Here is a 23599-nt window from a genome sequence, read left to right as displayed (position 1 = left end):
GTTACTTCGTCACGCGCGCATAGGCGCCCAGAATGAGCCGTTCGGCGCGCAGAAGGTAGGCCTCGAGCATGATGGATGCTTCCTGCGCGCGACCCGCTTCCAGTTCGGTGAGGATCTCGAGGTTCTGGTCGATGAACGGACCATGCAGCAGCTCCGGATCGCGCAATAGGCCGAAGACGAGGCGCAGTTCCAGGGATATCTGTGCGTAGAAGGCCGAAAGGCGCGAACTGTCGGCGAGTTCGACGACGGCGGAATGGAATGCGATATCGGCAGTACCGACGCTCAACCAGTCCTTCGTTTCCCGCGAAAGTGCCGCCGCCTCGACGGCCGCCCGCATCTTGGCCACGCCCGGATGGCGCGGATGGGCATTGGCAATTGCCGAGCATTCGATGACCCGCCGGACGCGGTAGATATCGATGATTGTTGCCATGCTGGGCGTCGAAACGAAAACGCCCCGATTGGCTTCGTATCGCAGCAGCCCTTCCTTGGTCAGAATGCGGAATACTTCGCGCAACGTGTTGCGTGATACCTGCATCTCGTCGCTGAGCGTCAGTTCGGAAAGATGGCTCCCGGGGGTAAGCCTGCCGGAGATAACCTGATCGCGGATACGACTGGCAACGCTTTCGGCAAGCGTCTGCACCGGCTCGCCCGGACGCGCAATCACTGGACCGTTGCCGTCTGGAACAGAAAGCACGCCTTTATCAGCGCCTTGCAGTTTGCGTTCAGCCAAGCCTTTGCCCCTCGCTCCGGATCTCGTCTCAATTTTCGGTAAAGCGCTTCGAACCCCGTCACAAGCGAAATGAGCCGAACTCGAACCCGCATGGTCCACTAAACCTTGCAAAACGCGGGTGACGCATCATTATTGCGCATTTGCCTAACTGTAGAGCAACATATAAAAATTGTTCAACACTCTGGACAGCATTGTTCGCCTTTGTTAGCGTCTAGTCAACGAGGATGAGGGCGCGCGGACAGTATGCTGACCATCGACATCAACAGTGACTTGGGCGAGAGCTTCGGCGCCTGGAAGATGGGTGACGATTCCGCCATGCTCGACGTGGTGAGCAGCGCCAACGTCGCCTGTGGTTTCCACGCCGGCGATCCGGCAGGGATTCTCAAGACAGTGAAGGCCGCCGCAGAACGTGGCGTGGCGATTGGTGCGCATGTCGGCTATCGCGATCTGGCAGGCTTTGGCCGTCGCAACATGGATCCTTCGAGCGAAGAACTGATTGGCGACGTGATCTATCAGATCGGCGCCTTGCAGGGCCTGGCCAAGGCTGCCGGCACCCGCGTTACCTATGTGAAGCCGCATGGCGCGCTCTACAATACGATCGCCATCGACGCGCGGCAGGCAGCCGATGTGATCGCCGCAATCCGGGCCATCGATCCTTCGCTGGTGCTGATGGCGCTGGCCGGTTCACAGCTGGTTGAGCAGGCCCGTAGTGCCGGCCTGACCGTCGTTGCCGAGGCCTTTGCCGATCGCGCCTATACGCCGGAAGGCAACCTTGTCTCCCGCCGCGAAAAAGGCTCGGTCCTGCATGATCCCGAACTCGTGGCCCAGCGGATGCTGCGCATGGTCCGCGACGGTGCGATCGAAGCGATCGACGGCACGATGACGAAGATCGATGCGCAGTCCATCTGCGTGCATGGCGACAGCCCAGGCGCAGTCGCGATCGCGCAGCGGCTGCGCGCGCTTCTGGAAGAATCCGGCCATGCCGTCCAGCCCTTCGCGCCGGCCGTATAACCCGGCATGCATATCGCTCCCCCGTCCATGCCTCGTGATACATCCATGCGCTTTCTGCCCGTGCGTGACGACAGCATTCTGGTCGAACTCGCCGATCTGGCCGAGGCGCTGGCGCTGTTCGACGCACTGGAAACCAACCCAGTCGACGGTATCCGTGAGATCATTCCGGCAGCGCGGACGCTTCTGATCTCCTTTGATCCGAGCGTGATCTCCAACGAAGCGCTGACGGATGCGGTTGCCGCACTCTCGGGTGGGGAGCGCAAGGCGGCGTCAGGCCCGCTGGTCGAAATCCCGGTTCGCTACGATGGCGAGGATCTTGGCGAAGTTGCCGCCATCCTGGGAGTGAGCGTCACTGAAGTCATTCGCATGCATGGCGAAAGCGAGTATGTCGCGGCTTTCACGGGCTTTGCACCGGGTTTCGCCTATCTGTCGGGCGGCGATCCACGGCTCAACGTACCCCGGCGCAAGTCTCCCCGGACACGAGTTCCGGCAGGAGCGGTGGGCCTTGCCGGCGAATTCAGCGGCATCTATCCCAAGACCAGCCCAGGCGGCTGGCAGCTGATCGGCAGGACGCCGCTTGCCATGTTCGATATCGATCGCGCACCCGCCTCGCTTCTCCAGCCGGGAAGTCGCGTGCGTTTTCGCGATATGGCGGCCGACAAAGCCTACGAAGTTTCGGCCCCTGCGAAAACTGCGACTGCTCCTGTCGCGGCAAGCTATTCAAACTGCGCAATCGAGGTTCTGGCCGTCGGCCTGCCGGTCCTGTTTCAGGATCTCGGCCGCGCTGGTCAAGCAAACCAGGGCATCAGCGTATCTGGCGCAGTCGATCGCAGCAGTTTCAAGGCCGCCAACCGCCTCGTCGGCAATCCGGTCGGCACGCCGGCGCTGGAGATCTCCCTTGGCGGCTTCCGTTTTCGCATGCGCGGCCGCGGCGTGATGGCGGTGACGGGTGCGCTGGCGCCGATCACGATTGTCATCACCTTTGGCCAAAAGCTGTCGGTAGCCCATGGCGAGGCGATCGCGCTCGATGACGGCGACATCGTTTCTCTCGGACAGCCTCCGGCCGGCATGCGCTCCTATCTGGCGATGCGAGGCGGCTTTGACGTGACGCCGGTTCTCGGCAGCGCGGCGACGGATACCCTGGCGCAGATCGGGCCTGCAGCACTTGGCGCGGGCGCCGTTATCGGAATTCTCCCACCCGCGCCCGGATCGACTGTTGCTGCGTCAGAACTACCGGCGTTCGACATGCCGGTCGCAGGCGAAACCGTCGTGCTCGACGTGGTCATGGGGCCGCGCACAGACTGGTTCACACAAAGCGCCGTCGAGAACTTCCTTTCCCAGGAATGGTCGGTGACACCGCAATCGAGTCGAGTCGGCATCCGTCTTTCCGGTGAAGCGCTGGAGCGCCAGAACCACGCAGAGTTGCCGAGCGAGGCAACCGTGCGCGGGGCGCTTCAGGTGCCGGCGAGCGGTCAGCCGGTCCTGTTCCTTGCCGATCATCCGCTGACCGGCGGTTATCCGGTCATTGCCAATGTCGCCCGCCATCATCTCGATCTCGCAGGCCAGATCCCTGTCGGAGCGAAGATCCGTTTCAACGCGATCAGCGCCTTCGCTCCCCGGTCCATCTTAGGAAAATACCCATGAAGAAGGTTCTGATAGCTAACCGCGGCGAGATCGCGGTGCGGATCATTCGGGCCTGCAAGGATTACGGCCTGACCTCGGTTGCCGTCTATGCGGACGCCGATGCCGATGCGATGTTCGTGGCTCAGGCAGACGAAGCCTATTCCCTGAACGGTGCCACGGCCCGGGAAACCTACCTCGACATCGAGAAGCTGATCGCGGTCGCAAAGCGCTCCGGCGCCGACGCCGTGCATCCGGGATATGGCTTTCTCTCCGAGCGCGCTGAATTCGCAAAGGCTGTCATCGATGCCGGGCTGATCTGGATCGGCCCTGCCCCTCACGTGATCGAAGCGCTCGGCGACAAGCTCCAGGCCCGCGCGATCGCGCAGAAGGTCGGCGCGCCGCTGGTTGCCGGTAGCGACGGCGCAATCACCTCGCCTGCCGAGGCCTTAGCTTTCGCACGCCAATTCGGCATGCCGATCGCCATCAAGGCGGCGCATGGCGGTGGCGGACGCGGAATGAAGATCGCGCGCGATCTCGATGAGGTCGAAGAACTGTTCTCATCGGCTACGCGCGAAGCGGTCGCGGCCTTCGGTCGTGGTGAGTGCTACGTCGAGCAGTTCCTGGACCGCCCAAGGCATATCGAAGCTCAGGTTCTGGCCGACAGCCACGGCAATGTGGTTGTCGTCGGCACTCGCGATTGCTCGCTGCAGCGCCGCAACCAGAAGCTTGTCGAGGAAGCCCCCGCACCGTTCCTCTCGGACGAGCAGCGCGAAAAGATCCACGCCGCCTCGCGTGATATCTGCGCGGAGGCCGGCTATACCGGTGCCGGCACAGTCGAATTCCTGCTCAGCGCCGATGGCGTCATCTCCTTCCTCGAGGTGAACACCCGCCTGCAGGTGGAACATCCGGTTACCGAAGAGACCACCGGTCTCGACCTCGTCATCGAACAGTTCCGCATTGCCGAAGAGCTGCCGATCAGCGTGACCACGATGCCGGAGCCGCGTGGCCACGCGATCGAATTCCGCATCAATATGGAAGATCCCGGTCGCGGCTTCCTGCCGTCCGCCGGCGAGATCTCGAATTTCACGGCGCCATCGGGGCCGGGCGTGCGTCTCGATAGCGGCGTCACGTCAGGCTCGGTCATTCCGCCGATGTTCGACTCGCTGGCTGCCAAGCTGATCGTCTGGGGTGCGACACGCGATCAGGCCATTGCCCGTGCCCGCCGTGCGCTCAGCGAATTCACGATCGAAGGCGTGCCATCGGTCCTGCCGTTCCACCGCGCGGTGCTCGACCACGCTGATTTCTCGAGCGCGGACTTCCGCGTCCACACGCGCTGGATCGAAACGGATTTCGCAGAGACGCTCGAAGACGCTGCCCGCCCTGCCCCTGCACCCGCCAGCGGGCTTCTTCGCGGCCATGTCGAGATCGACGGCAAACGTGTCGAGATCGGCATTCCCGATAATTTCCTTCGCCTGCTGGGCCAGATGCCTGCGACGGCATCGAGCGCCGGACCGGACGCTGCCGAGAATGATGCCGGCGCTGTTCGCGCCTCCGTTCCCGGCCTGCTCGTGCAATGGAATGTCGAGGATGGCGCAGCCGTCCGTGAAGGCGAGGTTCTTGCCATGATGGACGTGATGAAGATGGAAACCGCCGTCACCGCACCCGTTAACGGTATCATCAGCCTACTGGCAAAGGCCGGATCCTCCCAGACTGCCGGCGCAGTCATTGCCCGTATCGCCCCGGACGACGCCGGAACCACTAGCACGACGGAGACGCGGACATGAGCATGACCGAAAACAGCAAGCCGCTCCTGTCGGTCGAGGGCCTGAGCGTCGAATTCGGCGCAAGCCGCGTGGTCGACGACCTGTCGTTTACGGTCGAGGCCGGGCAAACCGTTGCCGTGGTCGGCGAGTCCGGTTCGGGCAAATCGGTGACCTCGCTGTCGACCATGCGTCTCGCCGACATGATGGGTGCACATTATGCATCCGGTCGCATCATGTTCAACGGCCGCGACCTGTTGCAAGCCAGCCAGAAAGAGATGCGATCGGTCCGCGGCAAGGAGATCGCCATGATCTTCCAGGAGCCGATGACCTCGCTCAACCCGGTCTTCACCATCGGTGACCAGATCTGCGAAGTGCTTGTCCTGCACGAGAAGATGAGCAAGAGCGCGGCCCTGGCCGAGGCCGGCCGGCTGCTCGACATGGTGCGCCTGCCTGACTCTGAAGAACTTCTGACCCGCTATCCGCACCAGCTGTCCGGCGGCATGCGGCAGCGTGTGATGATCGCGATGGCGCTTGCCTGCCGCCCGAAGCTGCTGATTGCCGACGAGCCGACGACTGCGCTTGATGTCACCATCCAGGCGCAGATCCTCAACATCATGCGCGATCTGCAGAAGACCCTCGGCATGGGCATGGTGTTCATCACCCATGACATGGGCGTCGTTGCCGAAATGGCAGACCATGTCGTCGTCATGTGGAAGGGTAAGAAAGTCGAGGAAGGCCCGGTTCGCGAGATCTTCGCCAACCCGCAGCACCCCTATACCCAGGCCCTGCTTTCCGCCGTGCCGAAGCTCGGCAGCATGACGGGAGAGACTTTCCCCAAGCGTCTGCCGCTGACCATTTTGCAAGATGGCAAGCCGACCGTCGTCGGCGAGGAGCGGATCCAGGACACGGTCAAGAATGGCGCAACGCCGCTCCTGTCGGTCAAGGATCTCTACGTCCGCTTCGACATCAAGAAAAACCTGTTCGGCAAGGCCACCCATCGCTTGAGCGCCGTGCAGAAAGTGAGTTTCGACATCAACCCCGGTGAGACGCTGGCACTGGTTGGCGAAAGCGGATCGGGCAAGTCGACGATCGGCCGGACGATCCAGCAGCTTCAGTCTGCCATGTCCGGCGACATCGCCTTCAATGGCCGAACCTTCTCGTCCATGTCGGCTGCCGAGCGTTTCCGCCTACGCCAGGATGTGCAGTATATCTTCCAGGATCCGTTCGCCTCGCTCGATCCGCGCAAGACCGTCGGCTTCTCAATTGCAGAGCCGATCAACACCCACAGCCTGATCTCCGATGCCAAGGCCGTCCGCCGCCGCGTCGACGAACTGCTGGAGCGTGTCGGCCTCACCTCCGATGTCGCAACCCGTTATCCGCACGAGTTTTCCGGCGGCCAGCGGCAGCGCGTCTGTATTGCCCGCGCGCTCGCCTCCGATCCGAAGCTGATCATCGCCGACGAGGCTCTGTCGGCGCTCGACGTGTCGATCCAGGCACAGATCATCAACCTGTTCATGGACCTGCAGGCCGAACGCGGTCTCGCCTACCTGTTCATCAGCCATGACATGGCCGTCGTCGAGAAGATGAGCCACCGCGTCGCGGTTCTGTTTCTCGGCCAGATCATGGAACTTGGCTCACGACGCCAGGTTTTCGAGACGCCTGCCCACGATTACACCCGTCGCCTTCTGTCCGCGGTACCGGTCGCCGATCCGGCCGTTGCCCGCCAGTCGGCGATGATCGAGGGCGAAATTCCCAATCCGGTGAAGCGCGTCGGTGACGAGCCCGCCATCCTCGTGCACGAGGAAATCAATCCAGGCCACTTCGTCGCGAAGAGCGCCTGAAACCAGCGACACAATCGCAACCATCTGAAGAGGAACAGATCAATGACAACATTCAAACGGGGACTGAAGGCGACCGCAGTGGCGCTTGCGCTCTCGACAGCTTTCGCGTCTGCGCCCGCCTTCGCTGCCGGAAAGCTGACCATTTCGAGCCCACAGGATCCGGGCAGCTGGGATCCGATCGATACGTTTCTCGTGCAGTGGGCAGCCGTTGCCACCAACATCTTCGACGGACTGACCTATCGTGGTCCCGATCTGAAACTGGTTCCGGGTCTGGCTGAATCCTGGGAAGAACTCGACGAAGGAAAGCGGATCCGCTTCAAGCTGCGCCAGAATGTGAAGTTCCACAACGGCGAGCCCTTCAACGCAGCAGCCGTCAAGTTCACCTTCGAGCGCCTTCTCGGCGAACAGGGTGCCAAGGGTCCGCAGCGTTCGAACTACATCTCGATCGAGAGCATCGACGTCATCGACGACTATACGGTCGACCTGAAGCTGAAGGCTGCCGATCCGGTTCTTCTGACCAAGCTCGCCGGTTACGGCGCGATGATCGTTCCGCCGAAATACATCCAGGAAAAGGGTGAGGACAATTTCAACCTCAACCCGGTCGGCACGGGCGCGTTCAAGTTCGTATCCTACCAGCCCAAGGTCGACATCAAGCTCGAAGCCAATGCCGACTATTGGGGGGGCGCGCCGAAACTTTCGGAACTTCAGTTCCGCTTTATCTCTGAGCCGGCAACCGCTGTTGCCGAACTGCAGGCTGGCCGCGTCGATCTGGTGATCCCGCCGACCATTCCGATCGGCATGCTGCCGGTCATCGAAGGCGACAACAAGCTGGAAATCGTTTCCGTTCCCGGCCCGACTGTCGACGCGCTGCGCTTCAACACCCGCGACGGCATCACTGCCGACCCAAAGGTGCGCAAGGCGATCATCATGGCTGTCGATCGCGGCACGATCGTCAAGTCGATCCTCGCCGGCCAGGCCTCAGAGATCACCAGCTTCCAGAGCGCGCTTTCCTTCGGCTTCGATCCAGACTTGAAGGCAATCCCTTACGATCCGGCGGGCGCCAAGAAGCTGCTTGCCGAAGCCGGCGTGAAGACGGGTGCGACGCTGCAGATCGATATCCGCGGCAATGATGCGACGATGAACGAAGTGGCACAGGTCATTTCGAGCTACCTGTCGATGGTCGGCATCACCGCCACCATCAAGCCTTATGAGACCAACGTTCTCCTGAACGACATCATCCCGCAGGGCAAGACCGGCGCGATGTTCCAGCAGAAGTGGGGCGGCTGGACCTTCGACTACGACAACACCGCCTACTCGATGTACCACTCTGGCGAAAAGTGGAACCCGTACGACAAGGACGAAAAGCTGGACAAGCTGCTGGAATCGCAGCGTCCGCTGACCGACCGTGCGGCCCGCGAAAAGATCCTGCGGGAAGTCGGCGCCTATGCGTCGGAACGCGCGCTCGAACTGCCGCTCTACAACAGCAACGCCATCTTCGGCATCAACAAACGGGTCAAGGGCTTTATCGCGCCCCCGGACAACCGCCTGAAGCTGACCGACGTCACCGTCGAGTAGTCATCTGAAAAGCCACCCCGCCCGGGCCAACCCGGGCGGGGCCGAACTTCTCCTTAAGGACAACACAGTGGCCGGTTTCCTCATCAAGCGATTGCTACAGGCGATTTTCGTCGTCATCGCCATCACGCTCATCGTCTCGTTCGCCATTCGCCTCACCGGTGATCCGGCCGTCACGATGTTCCAGGGCGGCGGTAGCATGACGGAAGACGATCTGGCGCGCATTCGCGCAGCGCTCGGAACCGACCAGCCGTTCCTCGTCCAGTACTGGACGTTCATGAAGGGGCTGGTCACGCTCGATTTCGGCCGCAGCTTTTCCGGCGGCACGTCGGTCTCGATGCTGATCGGCAATGCCCTGCCGGCGACCCTGCTGCTCGCCTTTATCTCGATGTTCGTGTCGATCGCGCTTTCAATCCCGCTCGGCATCAAGGCTGCCACCTCGCGCGGCAAGGCTGCCGACCAGGCCATCCGCATCTTCTCGCTGATCGGCCTGTCGTTTCCGAATTTCTGGCTCGCCACCATGCTGGTCCTCTTGTTCTCCATCACGCTCGGCTGGCTGCCGCCAAGCGGCATGTCGGGCTTTTCGAGCTATGTCATGCCCGCCGTCACCATGGGCGTGATCCTGACCGCGACGAATGTGCGTCTTGTCCGCACCTCGATGCTGGAAACGCTGCAGTCGCAATACATCATGGTCGCGCGCGCCAAAGGCTTGAGCGAGAGCAAGGTTCTCTACAAGCACGCGCTGCGCAACTGCGCCATTCCGCTGATCACCTATTTCGGCCTGCAGTTCGGTGGCCTGCTCGGCGGCATCGTCGTCATCGAGCGTGTCTTCAACTGGCCGGGACTGGGCACGCTTGCCTTCGACGCCGTCGGCGCCCGCGACTTTCCCGTGCTTCAGGCCGTCATCACCGTTCTGTCGCTGATGATCGTCGGCATCAACCTTCTGGTCGACATCGCCTATGGCCTCGTCGATCCCCGCATCCGCACGGAGTAACCGGCAATGGCAACAAAAACCTCTAGCCGGTGGCGCTTCGCAAGCCTCGAATTCGTTCTCGGCATGTCCCTCACCGTCGTCATCTGCCTCGCAGTGCTGTTTTCCGACCTGCTGTTTCCGGGCGGCGCCGACAAGATCGACCTGATGGCGCGGCTCGCCAAACCCTTTGCGACCGCCGCTCACCCGTTCGGAACCGATCCGCTGGGCCGCGACGTGCTGGCGCGTGTCGTTGCCGGCGGAAAGATCTCGCTCCTGGTCGGCTTCACCTCCGTCATCGGCGCCGTCGTCTTCGGCGTGCTGGTAGGCCTGATCGCCGGCTATTACCGCGGTTTCTGGGACATGCTGGTGATGCGTTTTGCCGACCTGCAGCTCGCGATGCCGTTCATTCTGCTCGCTATCACATTCATCGCCATCGTCGGCGGAAGCCTGACCAACACGATCATCCTTCTGATTGTGTCGCAATGGGTGCAGTATGCCCGTCTGGTACGGGGCTCGGTGCTGACGCTGAGGGAGCGCGAGTTCGTCCTCTCGGCCCGCGCGATCGGGGTGAAGGACTGGCGCATCATCATCCAGCACCTGCTGCCGAACCTGATCGGACCGGTGATCGTTCTGATGACGCTCAATGTCGCCAACAACATTCTGCTCGAAAGCAGCCTGACCTTCCTCGGCCTCGGCGTCGATCCCACCATTCCAAGCTGGGGCGGCATGCTGGCCGATGGCCGAACCTATCTGCAGACCGCATGGTGGGTCAGCGTCTTCCCGGGCCTTGCGATCCTGCTCACGGTGCTCGGGCTCAACCTCCTCGGAGACTGGCTGCGCGACAGCCTCGATCCGACCGGCCGCACGTCCCGATAACCAGCACGGCATTCAACAAGGGTTAAGCGTCATGACTTCGATCTTTGAAACCAAACTGGAGCGTACGCTCGACACTCTGGTGGAGCGCGCAGCGCCCGGTCAATCGATCGAAGCCTGGACATTCGACGATGCGAAAAGCCGTCGTGCCGCCGAACAGGCGTTGAAGGACAAAGGCGTCACGGCGCGGATCCACAGCGCCTACAAGCCGCTTCTGTTTGCGTTTCTGGAAGAGATCGACCGTGAAGGCGTCACAGCGATCGAGGTGCGTTATCCGGTTCATGCGGACGCCCCAGCCAACCGTTTCCGGCTCGAAGCCTATCCGCTTGCGGCACTTGTCGGAGACGCTGATATCGCGTTCATCGCGCGGGAAGATGACGAACTGGTCTATGACGTCGCGCTCACCCGCAACGGCCAGACGGAAACGCTGAAGGTTCAGGCACCGAACCGCGTGCATACCGATGCGGTCGGGGAAACCAATCTCTCCCCGATCGGCTGGATCAGCCGCGATGGCGCGACCGGCGAGAGCTTGGAGACGGATTACGAGCGCCTGTTCAGCCTCGCAATCGACGCGATCGCAAACCACGACTGGGGCAACGAAGAACCCTATTTCGAAGAACTCAACATCGCCGTTTCCCATCCGGCGGAAGACATGCCGCTGGCGGTTGGCGACGAGGTCGTCAGCCTCCGCGAGGCCCTGCACGAGGACTTCTATTTCTCGCTGCTGGAATTCTTCCAGAAGAAGTCCGGACGCCCGCTCGGCGACCGTGGTCTGAAGCCCGGCCAGATCGTGCCGGAAATCGTGCGCAGCAATGGTGAGATCAGCGTGCGTGTCGAAACCCGGCCGCTGAGCACAGGTTTTAGGGATGGCCCCGAACAGGAAATCGATACGGCCAGCGAACCACCGGCCGTTGCGCAGATGTCGAGACTGCTGTCGGACATCGGCGGAGAGGAATTCGATGCCCGGTCGCGCTCCGGCCGCGTTCTCTCGGCGCACTATGTGCGTGGCAGCGACACGGCGGTCATGATCAGCGGCGGCCAGCATCCGAACGAGACGACCGGAATTGTCGGCGCGATCCGCGCTGCCCGTGCGCTCAAGCAGCGTGCCGGCGCCCATTTCACCATCTCGCCGATCGAGAACCCGGATGGCTACGCGCTGCACCAGCGCCTGCGTGTCGATAACCCGCGCCACATGCACCACGCCGCCCGCTACACCGCGCTCGGCGACGATCTTGAATACCGGACGGCGGAAAATTCCGGCCAGCATCTCAACGAGAAAGCCATCCGTTTCACAGCGCAGGAATTGAGCGGCGCACAGCTGCATATCAACCTGCACGGCTATCCGTCGCATGAATGGACGCGGCCGCTATCCGGCTACGTGCCGCGCGGTTTTGGCATGTGGACGCTGCCGAAGGGTTTCTTCCTGATCATGCGCCACCACGCCGGCTGGACGCAGCAGGCGGAAGCCATCCTCGACCACGTCACCCGGCATCTCGGCGCAATTCCAGGCATTCTCGACTACAACAATCGCCAGATCGCACTCTACGAAACCCATGCCGGCGAGACGGGTTTCCGCATCATCAACGGCTTCCCGTGCCTGTCGTCGATTGACGATCGCCATACCGTACCGCTGACGCTGATCACCGAATATCCTGACGAGACTATCTACGGCGACGATTTCGTCACGGGCCATACGGCGCAGATGGAGACGGTGATCTCGGCCTATGATGTCTGGCAGACGCTTAACGCCTATACGTCGTAAGGTGACAGGCTCCCGGTAGCTGCGCCTAGTTCGTTGCAGGCGGTTCGGTTACCCGATCTCGCCTGATCGCCTCTGAAAAGTCCTCGGACATGCCCGCCGTCTTGGCTTTCTCGGCAATATGGGACTGTTGCCTGAGCACCGCCATCGGGGACCCAGTGTCGAGGATGCCCTGATCATAGGCGTATTCCGGTAAATAGCCGTTCACATACAGCCGCCAGTCGAGAGGGACCGTGCCTCCAAGCGTTCTGACGATGGCCACAACCGCAGTCGTGCAGTTCGTCATCAGCGAGTTGTACCACTGCGGCTGGCGGGACAGCCTGTTTGCATCCTCGACATAGGCGACCAGGAGGTTGCGTGCTGTCTGCGGCAAGACATTTACCCGGTAGAGCTGGACGTCCTCACCGCGCACGATCGTACGAACCCCGATGATATCCCGTTCCTCTGCCGCGACGATCACGAGCGGATTGGCCTTGAAGAGATCGGCGATCGGCGAAAACGCGCCGCCGCGCTGGCGACGAACCTCGACGGACCAGGCGACGTGCTCGCCATTCGAGAAGCCGAAGCTGACCAGCATGTGGCCCATCAGCGGTCCCGACCAGTAGGACATGAAGAGATCAACCGACGTCAGCGTCTTTAGATCATACGTCTTGGTCTTCCAGTTTTCGGTATAGTCGGTATCGCTTCTCCAGGTGAAGTCTCGCACACCGTTCAGGGTCAACGTGTCGCCCGAAATCGTTCCGGTGACCTGTCGCGCAACGTCCGGCGACCAGTCTCCTACCGCTGGGGGCGCGAGCGTGAACCACCACGAAAGCACGATCGCGAAGGCCACCGAGAACACGCCCGTCGGAGCCCGCCATCGGTGGCGGATCACAGAGACGATGGTCCAGACACCGAGAGCGGCAAACAGCGCAGCGATCACCGCTCTTGCCGGGAGCGGCGATGGCAGACGGTACCACAGTGCCAGCGATGACCACGCCGAGACGAGTAGAATGACGATGAAAACGCCCGTCAGGGCGAGGAAGTGGAATGCTCGGCGCAAATCGGTGTCTCTCGGTTCAACACACGCAACATAGGGTGACAATCGACAAGTGCGACCACGCACGGACACAAGAATGAGAGAGAAGGATCAATCATCCTTCCCTGGTCTACCGCCAGAAACCGCAAGCTCAGCGCCCGCCGACGACCGCGCCTGCCAATCTGAACGGACTTGAAATGACCGATGCCGCGACGTCGAAGACGAAGGCGCCCGCCTCCGGCACCGAAACCGCCCCGCCACCCGCCTGCGCAAGCTGCGGACCCAGTTGTGCGAGATTGGCGTACCGGTCGTGCCCGACCCCATCTGCTGCCTTGACCGACGAGATGTCGATGATCCGCAGACCATAGCGCAAGGCTGCGTCGCGCACCGAAGGGCTATCGACATTGAGCGATCCCGCGCGCGGCTTCTCCCCGCTGATGAAACTGGAGATCTTGAGCGCCTTGTCGTCCTTGGAAACAAACAGCGTGATGGGGGTACGCATCCGACCGACGACCTCCAGCTGCGACCTGAACAGATCGTCGTCAATGTCTGGAGCCGCGAGCACGACGACCAACTTGTCGAGGACGTCACCGCGGCCTTCCAGCTTCAGCTGGCGAAGCGTTTCCATGATCAGGAAGCCGCCGATGCTGTGCCCGAACAGGATGACCCGTTTCACATCGCGTTTGGCTGCCATCGATTTGACGAGCCAGACCAGGGTGTCACGCGAAGCCAGGGCCGCGTCACGATCCGCGAGATATCCGGCAAGGGATCCCTGCGACGGCCAAGAGAAAAGGACGGGCTTTCCATCCGTCTTGGAATCGGCTGCGACCTGAGCGAGCCGGTACAATCCCTCCTGGAACGTATAGTTATACCCGTGGACAAAGATGCCAACCGCCCCATCCTTGTTGGGCGCGTCCGCCAACGCCAGAAACTGTTTTTGGTCGAGAGAGCGTCTTTCGGAAACAACCATGTCCGTCGACGCGTCGGGTCTACCGACAGGCCATTCGATCTTCGGCGGGCGGTGCGAGGGCGGGATTGCGACCGTGAACGTTTCGAAGGCCGGATCTGCGTTACGGCGGGACGAGTATCCGCCGCCGTCCCGCGACCGGTTCGTCGCAGTAAGGACGGTAAGCTGACGGCTGGATGCCGGGTTGACCGCGACCGGATCGAGAACAGAGGCCGAAGGCCTGTTGGCACAGGCAACGAGCTGAGCGGACACGATCGCGATAATCGCAACCGAGATCCATCGCCGCGTCAATACGGAATACTGCATCGTAACCAGCGACTTTCGAAAGGTGAATGGTGCCGGTTGATGCCACGAAATGTTGCCGAACTCAACTGGCTGAAATCCACGCCAAATTCGCCTGCACCACCTGGCCAGTCGACCGGAACGCGAGTGCATCATTCAAGCGGAGAGATCCGAGGCAGGCCATGATTTGCAGGCCCCCGACGGTGTTGCCACGGTGCGGGGTCTGGTCTTTGTTACACACGGCGAATTCATGGCCGGATTAGGCTGCTTGAGCCAATCAGTCAGCGATCTTCACGATCAGCTTTCCGAAATTGCCGCCGGTGAGCATACCGATGAAAGCCTCCGGCGCACGTTCGAGGCCGTCAACGATATCTTCCCGATACTTTATGTCGCCGGACGCGACGCGCGGGCCAACCTCATCGAGGAAGTCTCCAAAGTGGCTGATGAATTCAGTCTGGATGAAGCCGCGGATGAGAAGGCTGCGCCTCAGAACCGCCGACATGGTGATCGGAAGCCGGTCGGTTTCCGCAGATCCGGCGCCATTGTAGTGCGCGACAAGCCCGCAGACGGGGACACGGGCAAACTGGTTCAGCAGCGGCAGGACGGCGTCCCAAACGTGCCCGCCGACATTTTCGAAATAGACATCGACGCCGTCAGGGCATGCAGCAGCGAGATCGGACGCAAAATCTTTCGAGCGGTGATCGACAACGGCGTCAAAGCCGAGACCGTCTTTCACATACGCACATTTGTCCGGTCCACCGGCAATCCCGACTGCCCTCGCCCCGGCAAGTTTCGCAAGCTGGCCGACCAGCGAACCGACAGGCCCGGAGGCAGCGGCGACAACGACGGTCTCGCCTTGCTTCGGCTTCCCGATGAACTTCATTCCGCTCCAGGCGGTGGAGCCTGGCATTCCCAGCACGCCGAGTGCCGTTGTCAGCGGTGCGCCGTGCGTTTCGACACGCGTCAGGGTATCTCCGTGGACAACCGCATTGGTCGTCCATCCGGTCCGAGCACGAACGATATCGCCGGGCGAAAAGGCTGTGTGGCGCGACTTCACCACTTCGCAGATCGTCTCGCCTTCCATAACACCATCAATGGGAACGGGCGCTGCATAAGACTTTGCGTCGCTCATGCGACCGCGCATGTAAGGGTCGAGCGAAAGATAGAGGCATCGCAAGGTGACCTCTCCTTCTGAGGCTTCCGGAAGTTCGAAATTCTCGATGCGGAAATTCCCAGCCTCGGGCTGACCGGTCGGTCGGCTTGCCAAGACGATGCGGCGAATGGCGGTCATCCTGTGTCTCCTTGTCGTTGTCGACTCCCGGGTGAAGTAGTCGGCGACACCGATTTGCCAAGGCCGAACCGCGATGGGCGCTTAATTTGCTGCCACAAGCTTTCGTGGGACAGCACAGGTCGGAATTGTGATTTGGACGGACAGACCACCGGCCGGTCTGTTTTCTGCCTTTGCGCCCCCGCCGTGCCATTCCGCCGCACGCCGGGTAATGGCAAGCCCAAGGCCGAAGCCGGAACGGGTGGTGACGGTTGAACTTTGCGAAAACGGCTTGAAGATCGCCTCCAGTTCCGTCTCCGGCACACCCTCGCCGTCGTCCTCGACGGTCACGATCAGCTTCCGGTCCAAGACCTTGGACGTCACACGGACAGCGGTGCTTGGTCCCGTGTGGGTGATGGCGTTGCGGATGACATTTTCCAGCGCGCGGTAGATCAGCTCGCCGTTGACGGAAGCCACGAATGTGTCGACGCCCTCATACTGGACGGTTACCCCGCGCGCCTGTCCCTCGAAGCCGGCATCGTCCACAATCTCACGCAGGAGATCGACAAGGTCGAGCGTCTGCCGCTCGAATCTCGGTGTATCGCGATCCGACAGCCGGGCGAGAGTCAGGATTTCGCCGACCAGTTCGTCGAGCCGCTCGACCTCGCGGCTCATCCGCTCGATCATCACCGCCAGCCGTACGGGGTTCTGTTGCAAAACGCCGATAGCAGCTTGCAGACGCGATAAAGGCGAGCGCAGTTCGTGTGAAATATCGTGGAACAGCTGCTGCTGAGCCATCTGGAGCTCCTGCAACCGGGCAGCGGTGATATCCAGATCGTGCGCCAGCGACGCGATCTCGTCGCGTTTGGCGCCGATCTTGTGGGCGATCCGCACATCCAGTTCTCCCCTGGCAAGCGAGCGCAGCCCATAGCGCAGCTGCTCGACCGGGGTAATGAAATAGCGGGCGAGCCAATAGGCCGCAGCTGCTGCCGCAAGAAGGGCTGCCAGCCACGGAACAGCCCGAGGCCAGGTTTTAGCCATCATGCTCGGCGCTGCGCCGGCAATTTCCAGGCGATAACACTCTCCGTCGCGCACGGCGGTTCGAACGAGCGCCTCCTCGTTTTGTTCGGCACAATCGATCGCCGGCCCGTCGGTCGTGACGGTAACCGGGATGTCGCGACCGGTCCGCCGAACCGCCGCCACCAGCCTGGCCGTCGCCTCCAGGCCATCCGACTGGAGCACCTGGGCTGCGGTCTCCAGCGTCAGGCTAAGTTCCCGGCCAGCAACCTCCTCCTCGAACGGTGATTGGAACAGCGTGCTGATCGCAAACAGGATCGCAATCGAGCCGGCCATGGCCAACCAGACGACGGTGAAGAATTTCCAGAACAGGCGATGCATGGTCAGCCTTCCAGCAACTGGTAGCCGCGGCCGCGCACGGCCTGGATCCAGGGCTGCCCATCCGGGCGGGCGCCGAGTTTCTGCCGGATGCTGCTGATGTGGACGTCGATCCGGCGATCGAACGCGGTGAGCGGCTTGGCAAACGCCCGCAACGATATCTCCTGCTTGGAGACGAGCTGGCCGGAGGAGCGGGCAAGCACTTCCAGCAGGCTGAACTCGGTTCCGGTCAGTTCCAGGGGTGCCGCCCGCCACATCGCCCTGCGGTTCGACGGATAAAGCACCAGTTCGCCCGTCCTGATCTCGTTGACGGTGCCGTCCCGCTCGGTTCGGCCCGAGCGGCGCAGGATGGCGCGAATGCGCGCGGCCAGTTCCCCCGGCGAACAGGGCTTGGAGACGTAATCATCGGCTCCGAGATTGAGGCCGGCGATGCGGTCGATATCGTCTCCCCTCGCGGTCAGCATCAGCACCGGCACGTCGCTCACCTGCCGGATCTTGCGGAGAACCTCGATGCCGTTCATCCGCGGCATCATGATGTCGAGCACGATCAGATCCGTCGAGGAGGACATGGCCTCGGCCACGCCGACGCGACCATCCGCGGTCGTTTCGACGGCGAAGCCTTCCTCTGTCAGATACTCGCCCAGCAGGTTGGTCAGCTCGGCATCGTCATCGATCAATAGTAGCTTGGTCATGCCCTGCTCTTGCTCCTTCGATAACTTCAGCTTTACGACCTTGAGGCTGCGAAGACAGCAGTTTTACCTAACTTAACCTGCTCTTGACCGACATTAACATGGCGATCCCTATACTGCGGCCTTCAGTTAAGGCGGTGTCCAATCGATGCGCAGCACTCTTTCTTCAGTTCTACCAGTCCTGGCCGTCGCGGCCCTGCTTAGCGGCTGCACAAGCATCGGCACTCTCAAGTCGGCGACGCCGGCTGTTGCCGCCTTCTGGCATGCGACGCTTCCGCATGGCGGTCGATCAGCCGATCTCGTGACCTGGTGGGCAAGCTTCAAGGATCCCTCGCTGGATGCCTTGTTGTACATGGCGGACCGCGAAAACCCGACTATCGAGCAAGCGGTGGCGAATATAGACAAGGCGCGCGCCACGCTCGACAGCACCGCGTCAGGGCTTTTCCCATCGCTCGACGGCTCTGCATCGGCGAGCCGTGAGGGCAATAAGGGTAACGACAATAACAGGCTGACCGCCGGGACGACAAAAAGCGGCGGGCTTGATTCCGCCTGGGAAGTCGATCTGTTCGGCAAGACCAAGAAGCAGGTGCGCGCCGCTGCATCGCGGGCCGCTGGCGAAGTCTGGTCCTGGCACGATGCCCGCGTTTCAATTGCCGCCGAAGTGGGCGACGACTATGTCCAGTACCGCGCCTGCCGCGAACTGGAGCGCCTCTACCGCGACGAGCTTGCATCGCAGACGGCCACCATCCGCGCCACGGAACGGTCGGCGCAATCAGGGTTTACCTCCACCGGCGACCTGGCGCTGGCACGGGCAAGCGCTGCGGCCTCCTCGTCAAGCCTGACGGCCCAGCGCGGCGAGTGCGAGATCCTGATCAAATCGATCACACAATTGACGGGCGGAGACGAACCGGCGGTCCGCCGGCTACTCAATCAGGGCAAACGGCGTATTCCGCAGCCATCTGCGGTGCGGATCACTGCCGTGCCTGCCGACGTCCTGCGACAGAGGCCCGACGTCAATGCGCTGGAGGCTGAAGTCGCCGCAACGATTTCGGATGTTGGCGCGGCGAAGGCCGATCTTTACCCCAGCCTCAGCCTCAGCGGATCGATCTCGATCAGCCAGTCCAGCGTGACCGGCCGGTCTGTTCCCTGGTCCTTCGGACCGGCGCTGTCGGTGCCGTTGCTGGATGGCGGAGCACGACGGGCGGCGGTGCGTAGCGCAGTTGCGGATTACGATCTCGCGGTCGCAAATTATAAGTCGGGCGTTCTCAGTGCCGTTGCCGAAGTCGAGACGGCGATGTTGCGGGTCGATACGGCGCTTCGGCGGATTTCGGATGCGAAAAGCGCTGCCGACAACTATCAGCGCTATTTTCGCGCGGTCGACCAGAACTGGGCGTCCGGAGGCGTCAGCATTCTCGACCGCGAAGAAGCCCGCCGATCGGCGCAATCGGCGGCCATCACTCTCATCGAAATCAGGCGCGACGCCGTCCAATACTGGATCGCCCTCTACAAAGCGCTTGGCGGAGGCTGGTCCATTCCGACCGCCGCTGCCTCTTCTGCACGGGAACTCAACTAATGCTTAAAACATCACACCCGCTCACGACGATGGCGCTTGCCTGCGTCGTCTGTCTTGCTTTCACGCCCGCAGGCCGGGCACAGGACGCGACGCAGACGACCGCCGGCGCGGCCGCCCTCACGGTCAGCGTGACGAAACCGGAGGTTTCCCAGTGGCCGGTGCTCATTCCGGCAAGTGGGCGCCTTGCGGCCTGGCATGAAGCGGTGATCGCCGCCGAAGTCAGCGGATTGCGGATCATCGGCATCAATGCGGATGTGGGAGCGACGGTAAAAAAAGGCGAGTTGCTGGTGCAATTCGACGCCGAAACCGCGCAGGCCGAGCTTGAGCAACAGCAGGCAAAGGCCGATCTCGATCAGGCGGTCGCGAATGCCGACCGTGCCCGCGGGCTGACCGGCTCCGGTGCGATCTCCGCCCAGCAGACGACGGAGTATCTGATCACGGAGCGCAAGTCGAAAGCAGCCCTTGCGTCGTCGAAGGCCGCGCTGGCATCCGCGCAGCTGACCCTTGACCGCACGAAGGTCTACGCGAACGACGATGGCGTGATCTCGGAACGGTCCGCGTCGCTTGGCAAGGTGGTGACCGCCGGCGACGAACTATTCAAGCTGATCCGCCAGAACCGCATCGAGTGGCAGGCGGAGCTGCCGGTCAAGCGGCTGGCCGATGTCAAGGAAGGCACCAAAGCGGTCATTCCCACGCCGCTCGGCGATGTCCGTGGCGAGGTGCGGCTTGTCTCGCCCACGAGCTCGACCGCCAACGGTCGGGTCACTGTCTATGTCGCCCTGCAGCCCGCAGTCGGAATGCCACAACCGAAGACCGGCATTCTCGTCAGCGGCAATTTCGAATTCAGCGCCACCGATGCGCTGACAGTTCCGGCAACGGCCGTCACCCTGAGGGACGGCTTTTCCTACGCGTTCGTCCTCAACGCGACAGATCAGCCGACGGTCACCCGCAAGCGTGTCGAGACCGGCCGGCGGCAAGGCGACCGGGTCGAGATCGTATCGGGGATCGACACGACCGAGGAAGTCGTCGTCTCCGGCGGCGCGTTTCTTGCGGACGGTTCCGTGGTGCGGGTGGTCGATACGGTCGCCGCAGCCGAGACGGAGGCGACGAAGTGAATTTTTCCTCCTGGTCCATCCGCAATCCCGTTCCGCCAATCCTGCTGTTCGTCCTGCTGACGGCCTGCGGCCTGTGGGCGTTCAACCGTCTCGACATCCAGAACTTTCCCGACATGGATCTTCCGACGATCGAGATCAGTGCGTCGCTCGACGGGGCCGCAGCCTCACAGCTTGAGACCGAGGTCGCCCGCAAGATCGAAGACGAACTGACGGGACTGACGCGGCTCGATTCCGTGACCACGACGGTCACCGATGGTTCCGTCAGCATTTCCGTCGCCTTCGAAGTTGGAAAGAACACGCAAGAGGCACTCGACGAGGTAAAGAGCGCCGTCGATCAGGCGCAGGACGACTTGCCGGAAGAAATGAACGCACCGACGGTTTCCAAACAGTCGCTGAATGCATCGCCGCTGATTACCTATGTGGTGCGGTCAGACACGCTGGATGCGGCCGAACTCTCCTGGTTCATCGACAACAACATGTCGCGTGCCCTGATGGCTGTCGAAGGCGTCGGCGAAGTTGGGCGCCTGGGTGGTGTCGACCGGGAGGTCCGCGTCGAACTCAACGCCAATCTGCTCGATGGCCTCGGTCTGTCTGCAAACGACGTCAACGGGCAGCTCGATTCAGTGCAGTCTGACCTGTCGGGCGGCAAGGGGCGGATCGGCGGCGAAAGCCAGTCTGTCCGAACGCTGGCGGCCGTCGGCAGCGTTGAACAGCTCCGCGCACTGCCGATACCATTGCCGGCAGGAAACTGGGTTCGGCTGGATGAACTCGGGACAGTCACCGATTCCCACAGCGATCTCAGCTCGCTTGCCTATATCAACGGCAAGCCGGTCATTGCCGCGCAGATCAAGCGGTCCAAGGGCTACTCGGACGTTGCCGTCACGGACAGTATCCGCGAAGCGATGAAGACCTTTGCCGCCGCCAATCCGCAAGTGACGATCGAGGAGGCCTACAACACGATCGTACCGATCGAGCAGAACTACGAATCGTCGATGCATATGGTCTATGAGGGCGCGCTGATTGCGATCTTCGTGGTCTGGCTCTTTCTGCGTGACTGGCGGGCGACGCTTTTGGCCGCCGTCGCCTTGCCCTTGTCGATCATTCCGACGTTCCTCGTGATGTATCTCCTCGACTATACACTGAATACGATCACGCTTCTGGCGCTGTCTCTTGTGGTCGGGATCCTGGTCGACGATGCGATCGTCGAGATCGAGAATATCGAACGACATCTGAACATGGGGAAAAGCCCCATGGATGCAGCCATGGAAGCGGCCGATGAGATCGGCCTCGCCGTGATCGCCACCACCTTCACCCTGGTCGCCGTGTTCCTGCCGACAGCCTTCATGGGCGGTATTCCCGGCATCATCTTCAAGCAGTTCGGCATCACGGCCTCCGTCGCCGTCCTCGCCTCGCTTCTCGTCGCGCGCCTGGTGACGCCGATGATGGCGGCTTACATTATGAAGCCGAGCGGCAAGGCACACGAAGAGGACGGTCGCCTGATGCGATCCTACCTCTGGGCCGTCAAAGGCGCGCTTCGTCGGCGCTGGATACCGGTCCTCGGCACGGTCGGCTTTCTGGCCTTCACGATCCTGCTGCTCAGCCATCTGTCGACCGGGTTCTTTCCGGCTTCCGATAGCAGCCAGACCCAGGTCACGATCACGACGCCTCCAAGCTCGACCATTGAATCGACCGACGAAGCGGCGCGAAAGGCGTCCGCGGTCATTGCCGGCGTCGACCACGTCACCTCGGTTTTCCAGGCAACGGGCACGGCCTCCACAGGCGGGATGAACAGCACCTCGAATGCCAGCACCAACAGTGCGACGCTCGTCGTCAACCTCACGTCGATCGACGACCGCGACGTCAAGCAATCTCAGATCGAAGCGGGTTTGCGCAAGGCGCTGGAAACCTTGCCCGGCGTCCGTCTTGAGATCGGATCCGGCGGCAATGGTACGCAGCTGACGCTGACGCTGGCCGGCGACGATTCCGACCTTCTGGAAAAAGCGGCCGCCAGCCTCGAATCCGATCTGCGCACGCTACCCGGCATCGGCAACGTGACCTCGTCGGCCGCGACCCAATCGCCAGAGATCACCATCCGGCCTAACCTCGCAGAAGCCGCGTCTCTGGGGGTGACGTCGAAGGCGATCGCCGACGCCATTCGGGTCGCAACGGCCGGCGCCTATGATGCGGCCCTGTCGAAGCTCAACCTGCCGGAACGCCAGGTCCCCATCCGGGTCATGCTCGACACGGCGAGCCGGCAATCGCTGGATGCGCTGTCGCTCATCCCGGTCGAGGGCAAGGACGGCAATGTCGCGCTCGGCGCCATCGCCGACATATCGCTAGGCTCCAGCCCCAGCCAGATCGACCGGCTCGACCGGTCGCGCAACGTCTCGCTCACGATCGAGCTCAACGGCCGTAGCCTTTCGGAAGTGACGAACGAGGCAGCGCAGCTGCCCGGCTACAAGAACCTTCCGCAGGGCGTGAAATTCGTCGAGCAGGGAGAGTTGAAGCGCCAGAGCGAGCTGTTCAGCAGTTTCGGATTGGCGATGGCGATCGGCATCTTCTGCGTCTACGCGGTGCTGGTCCTGCTTTTCCATGACTTCCTGCAGCCGGTCACGATCCTGATGGCCTTGCCGCTGGCTCTCGGCGGCGCGCTCTTGCCACTGGTGCTGACGGGAACAAGCTTCTCGATGCCTGCGGTCATCGGCCTGCTGCTTCTGATGGGCATCGTGTCGAAAAACTCGATCCTGCTCGTCGAATACGCGATCGAGGCGCGGCGCGCCGGTATGTCACGCTATGACGCGCTGGTGGATGCCTGCCACAAGCGGGCGCGGCCGATCGTGATGACGACGATCGCCATGGCGGGCGGCATGCTGCCTGCCGCCCTCAGCCTCGTATCCGGCGATTCAAGCTTCCGCCAGCCGATGGGCATCGTGGTGATCGGCGGCCTCATCACCTCAACCTTCCTGAGCTTGCTGGTCATCCCAGTCGTGTTCACATTCCTCGATGATCTGTTGGTCTGGCTGAAAGCGCGGTTCCACACGCGCAAGCAGCACCCCGCAGAGTAGCGCGCGTCTAAGTCTTGCGGCAGCCGAAGCCGGACGGCTTTGATGTCGCCCGGCTGGCGCGTGAGCCGGGCGACATCGCGCGC

The 23599-nt window shown here is 62.1% G+C and carries 17 protein-coding genes; 11 read left to right on the top strand and 6 right to left on the bottom strand.

All coding sequences use genetic code 11. The features are described from left to right. Position 1: 1 nt before the first annotated feature. On the bottom strand, positions 2-664 hold the full coding sequence (locus IFT59_RS14110) for a GntR family transcriptional regulator (RefSeq protein ID WP_446737840.1): 663 nt from the start codon (positions 662-664) through the stop codon (positions 2-4). Positions 665-973: 309 nt separating this feature from the next. Between IFT59_RS14110 and IFT59_RS14105 the strand changes: the two genes are divergently transcribed. The 8 genes from IFT59_RS14105 (at position 974) to IFT59_RS14070 (ending at position 12148) form a co-directional block, all read left to right on the top strand. Beyond that, complete coding sequence (locus IFT59_RS14105) at positions 974-1741, top strand: LamB/YcsF family protein (RefSeq protein WP_062578181.1); 768 nt, start codon at positions 974-976, stop codon at positions 1739-1741. A 45-nt stretch (positions 1742-1786) separates the two neighbouring features. After that, positions 1787-3385, top strand: a complete 1599-nt coding sequence (gene pxpB, locus IFT59_RS14100; RefSeq protein WP_192087272.1) for a 5-oxoprolinase subunit PxpB — start codon at positions 1787-1789, stop codon at positions 3383-3385. Further along, complete coding sequence (locus IFT59_RS14095; RefSeq protein WP_192087271.1) at positions 3382-5148, top strand: acetyl/propionyl/methylcrotonyl-CoA carboxylase subunit alpha; 1767 nt, start codon at positions 3382-3384, stop codon at positions 5146-5148. Before pxpB ends, IFT59_RS14095 begins: the two co-directional genes overlap by 4 nt. 2 nt (positions 5149-5150) lie before the next feature. Beyond that, positions 5151-6968 (top strand): ABC transporter ATP-binding protein, encoded by a 1818-nt coding sequence (locus tag IFT59_RS14090; RefSeq protein ID WP_446737839.1) that lies wholly within the window; start codon positions 5151-5153, stop codon positions 6966-6968. Positions 6969-7010: 42 nt separating this feature from the next. After that, positions 7011-8543 carry an ABC transporter substrate-binding protein gene (locus tag IFT59_RS14085; protein ID WP_192087269.1) on the top strand — a complete coding sequence of 511 codons (1533 nt, stop codon included), beginning with the start codon at positions 7011-7013 and terminating at the stop codon, positions 8541-8543. Between the two features lie 67 nt (positions 8544-8610). Continuing rightward, entirely contained in the window at positions 8611-9534 is a 924-nt protein-coding gene (locus IFT59_RS14080) for an ABC transporter permease (protein WP_092663235.1), read from the top strand. A 6-nt stretch (positions 9535-9540) separates the two neighbouring features. Next, positions 9541-10389 carry an ABC transporter permease gene (locus IFT59_RS14075; protein WP_062459423.1) on the top strand — a complete coding sequence of 283 codons (849 nt, stop codon included), beginning with the start codon at positions 9541-9543 and terminating at the stop codon, positions 10387-10389. 31 nt (positions 10390-10420) lie between these two features. After that, on the top strand, positions 10421-12148 hold the full coding sequence (locus IFT59_RS14070; protein ID WP_192087268.1) for a M14 family metallopeptidase: 1728 nt from the start codon (positions 10421-10423) through the stop codon (positions 12146-12148). 25 nt (positions 12149-12173) lie between these two features. On the opposite strand, the gene IFT59_RS14065 is transcribed toward IFT59_RS14070, so the two are convergent. The 5 genes from IFT59_RS14065 to IFT59_RS14045 all read right to left on the bottom strand — a co-directional run bounded on the left by IFT59_RS14065 (position 12174) and on the right by IFT59_RS14045 (position 17766). After that, entirely contained in the window at positions 12174-13187 is a 1014-nt protein-coding gene (locus tag IFT59_RS14065) for an Lnb N-terminal periplasmic domain-containing protein (protein ID WP_192087267.1), read from the bottom strand. A 127-nt stretch (positions 13188-13314) separates the two neighbouring features. Continuing rightward, complete coding sequence (locus IFT59_RS14060) at positions 13315-14436, bottom strand: alpha/beta hydrolase (RefSeq protein ID WP_192087266.1); 1122 nt, start codon at positions 14434-14436, stop codon at positions 13315-13317. Positions 14437-14689: 253 nt separating this feature from the next. After that, positions 14690-15703, bottom strand: coding sequence for an NADP-dependent oxidoreductase (locus IFT59_RS14055; protein WP_192087265.1), 1014 nt, complete (start codon positions 15701-15703; stop codon positions 14690-14692). A gap of 81 nt (positions 15704-15784) precedes the next feature. Further along, the gene (locus tag IFT59_RS14050) at positions 15785-17077 is read right to left on the bottom strand and encodes a HAMP domain-containing sensor histidine kinase (RefSeq protein WP_113166109.1); all 1293 of its coding nucleotides are present in this window, start codon (positions 17075-17077) and stop codon (positions 15785-15787) included. A 2-nt stretch (positions 17078-17079) separates the two neighbouring features. Then, positions 17080-17766 carry a response regulator transcription factor gene (locus IFT59_RS14045; RefSeq protein ID WP_062459393.1) on the bottom strand — a complete coding sequence of 229 codons (687 nt, stop codon included), beginning with the start codon at positions 17764-17766 and terminating at the stop codon, positions 17080-17082. A gap of 145 nt (positions 17767-17911) precedes the next feature. Between IFT59_RS14045 and IFT59_RS14040 the strand changes: the two genes are divergently transcribed. The 3 genes from IFT59_RS14040 to IFT59_RS14030 are packed head-to-tail and all read left to right on the top strand — an operon-like array spanning position 17912 to position 23516. After that, a complete protein-coding gene (locus IFT59_RS14040; RefSeq protein WP_192087264.1) occupies positions 17912-19336 on the top strand; it encodes an efflux transporter outer membrane subunit in 1425 nt (474 codons plus the stop codon). Beyond that, complete coding sequence (locus IFT59_RS14035; RefSeq protein ID WP_192087263.1) at positions 19336-20451, top strand: efflux RND transporter periplasmic adaptor subunit; 1116 nt, start codon at positions 19336-19338, stop codon at positions 20449-20451. Before IFT59_RS14040 ends, IFT59_RS14035 begins: the two co-directional genes overlap by 1 nt. Then, positions 20448-23516 carry an efflux RND transporter permease subunit gene (locus tag IFT59_RS14030; RefSeq protein ID WP_192087262.1) on the top strand — a complete coding sequence of 1023 codons (3069 nt, stop codon included), beginning with the start codon at positions 20448-20450 and terminating at the stop codon, positions 23514-23516. Before IFT59_RS14035 ends, IFT59_RS14030 begins: the two co-directional genes overlap by 4 nt. Positions 23517-23599 lie beyond the last annotated feature (83 nt).

Origin of the sequence: Rhizobium sp. CFBP 8752, assembly GCF_014842035.1 — a bacterium.
Lineage (GTDB): Bacteria > Pseudomonadota > Alphaproteobacteria > Rhizobiales > Rhizobiaceae > Neorhizobium > Neorhizobium soli.
The sequence above is the reverse complement of the archived record's forward strand: the minus strand, read 5'-3'. Positions and strand labels throughout refer to the sequence as shown.

Bases quoted from the DNA above. Each gene is read 5' to 3' on its own strand.
- IFT59_RS14105 (WP_062578181.1), top strand. From the start codon at position 974: ATGCTGACCATCGACATCAACAGTGACTTGGGCGAGAGCTTCGGCGCC.
- pxpB (WP_192087272.1), top strand. From the start codon at position 1,787: ATGCGCTTTCTGCCCGTGCGTGACGACAGCATTCTGGTCGAACTCGCC.
- IFT59_RS14095 (WP_192087271.1), top strand. From the start codon at position 3,382: ATGAAGAAGGTTCTGATAGCTAACCGCGGCGAGATCGCGGTGCGGATC.
- IFT59_RS14090 (WP_446737839.1), top strand. From the start codon at position 5,151: ATGACCGAAAACAGCAAGCCGCTCCTGTCGGTCGAGGGCCTGAGCGTC.
- IFT59_RS14085 (WP_192087269.1), top strand. From the start codon at position 7,011: ATGACAACATTCAAACGGGGACTGAAGGCGACCGCAGTGGCGCTTGCG.
- IFT59_RS14075 (WP_062459423.1), top strand. From the start codon at position 9,541: ATGGCAACAAAAACCTCTAGCCGGTGGCGCTTCGCAAGCCTCGAATTC.
- IFT59_RS14070 (WP_192087268.1), top strand. From the start codon at position 10,421: ATGACTTCGATCTTTGAAACCAAACTGGAGCGTACGCTCGACACTCTG.
- IFT59_RS14060 (WP_192087266.1), bottom strand. From the start codon at position 14,436: ATGCAGTATTCCGTATTGACGCGGCGATGGATCTCGGTTGCGATTATC.
- IFT59_RS14055 (WP_192087265.1), bottom strand. From the start codon at position 15,703: ATGACCGCCATTCGCCGCATCGTCTTGGCAAGCCGACCGACCGGTCAG.
- IFT59_RS14050 (WP_113166109.1), bottom strand. From the start codon at position 17,077: ATGCATCGCCTGTTCTGGAAATTCTTCACCGTCGTCTGGTTGGCCATG.
- IFT59_RS14045 (WP_062459393.1), bottom strand. From the start codon at position 17,766: ATGACCAAGCTACTATTGATCGATGACGATGCCGAGCTGACCAACCTG.
- IFT59_RS14040 (WP_192087264.1), top strand. From the start codon at position 17,912: ATGCGCAGCACTCTTTCTTCAGTTCTACCAGTCCTGGCCGTCGCGGCC.
- IFT59_RS14035 (WP_192087263.1), top strand. From the start codon at position 19,336: ATGCTTAAAACATCACACCCGCTCACGACGATGGCGCTTGCCTGCGTC.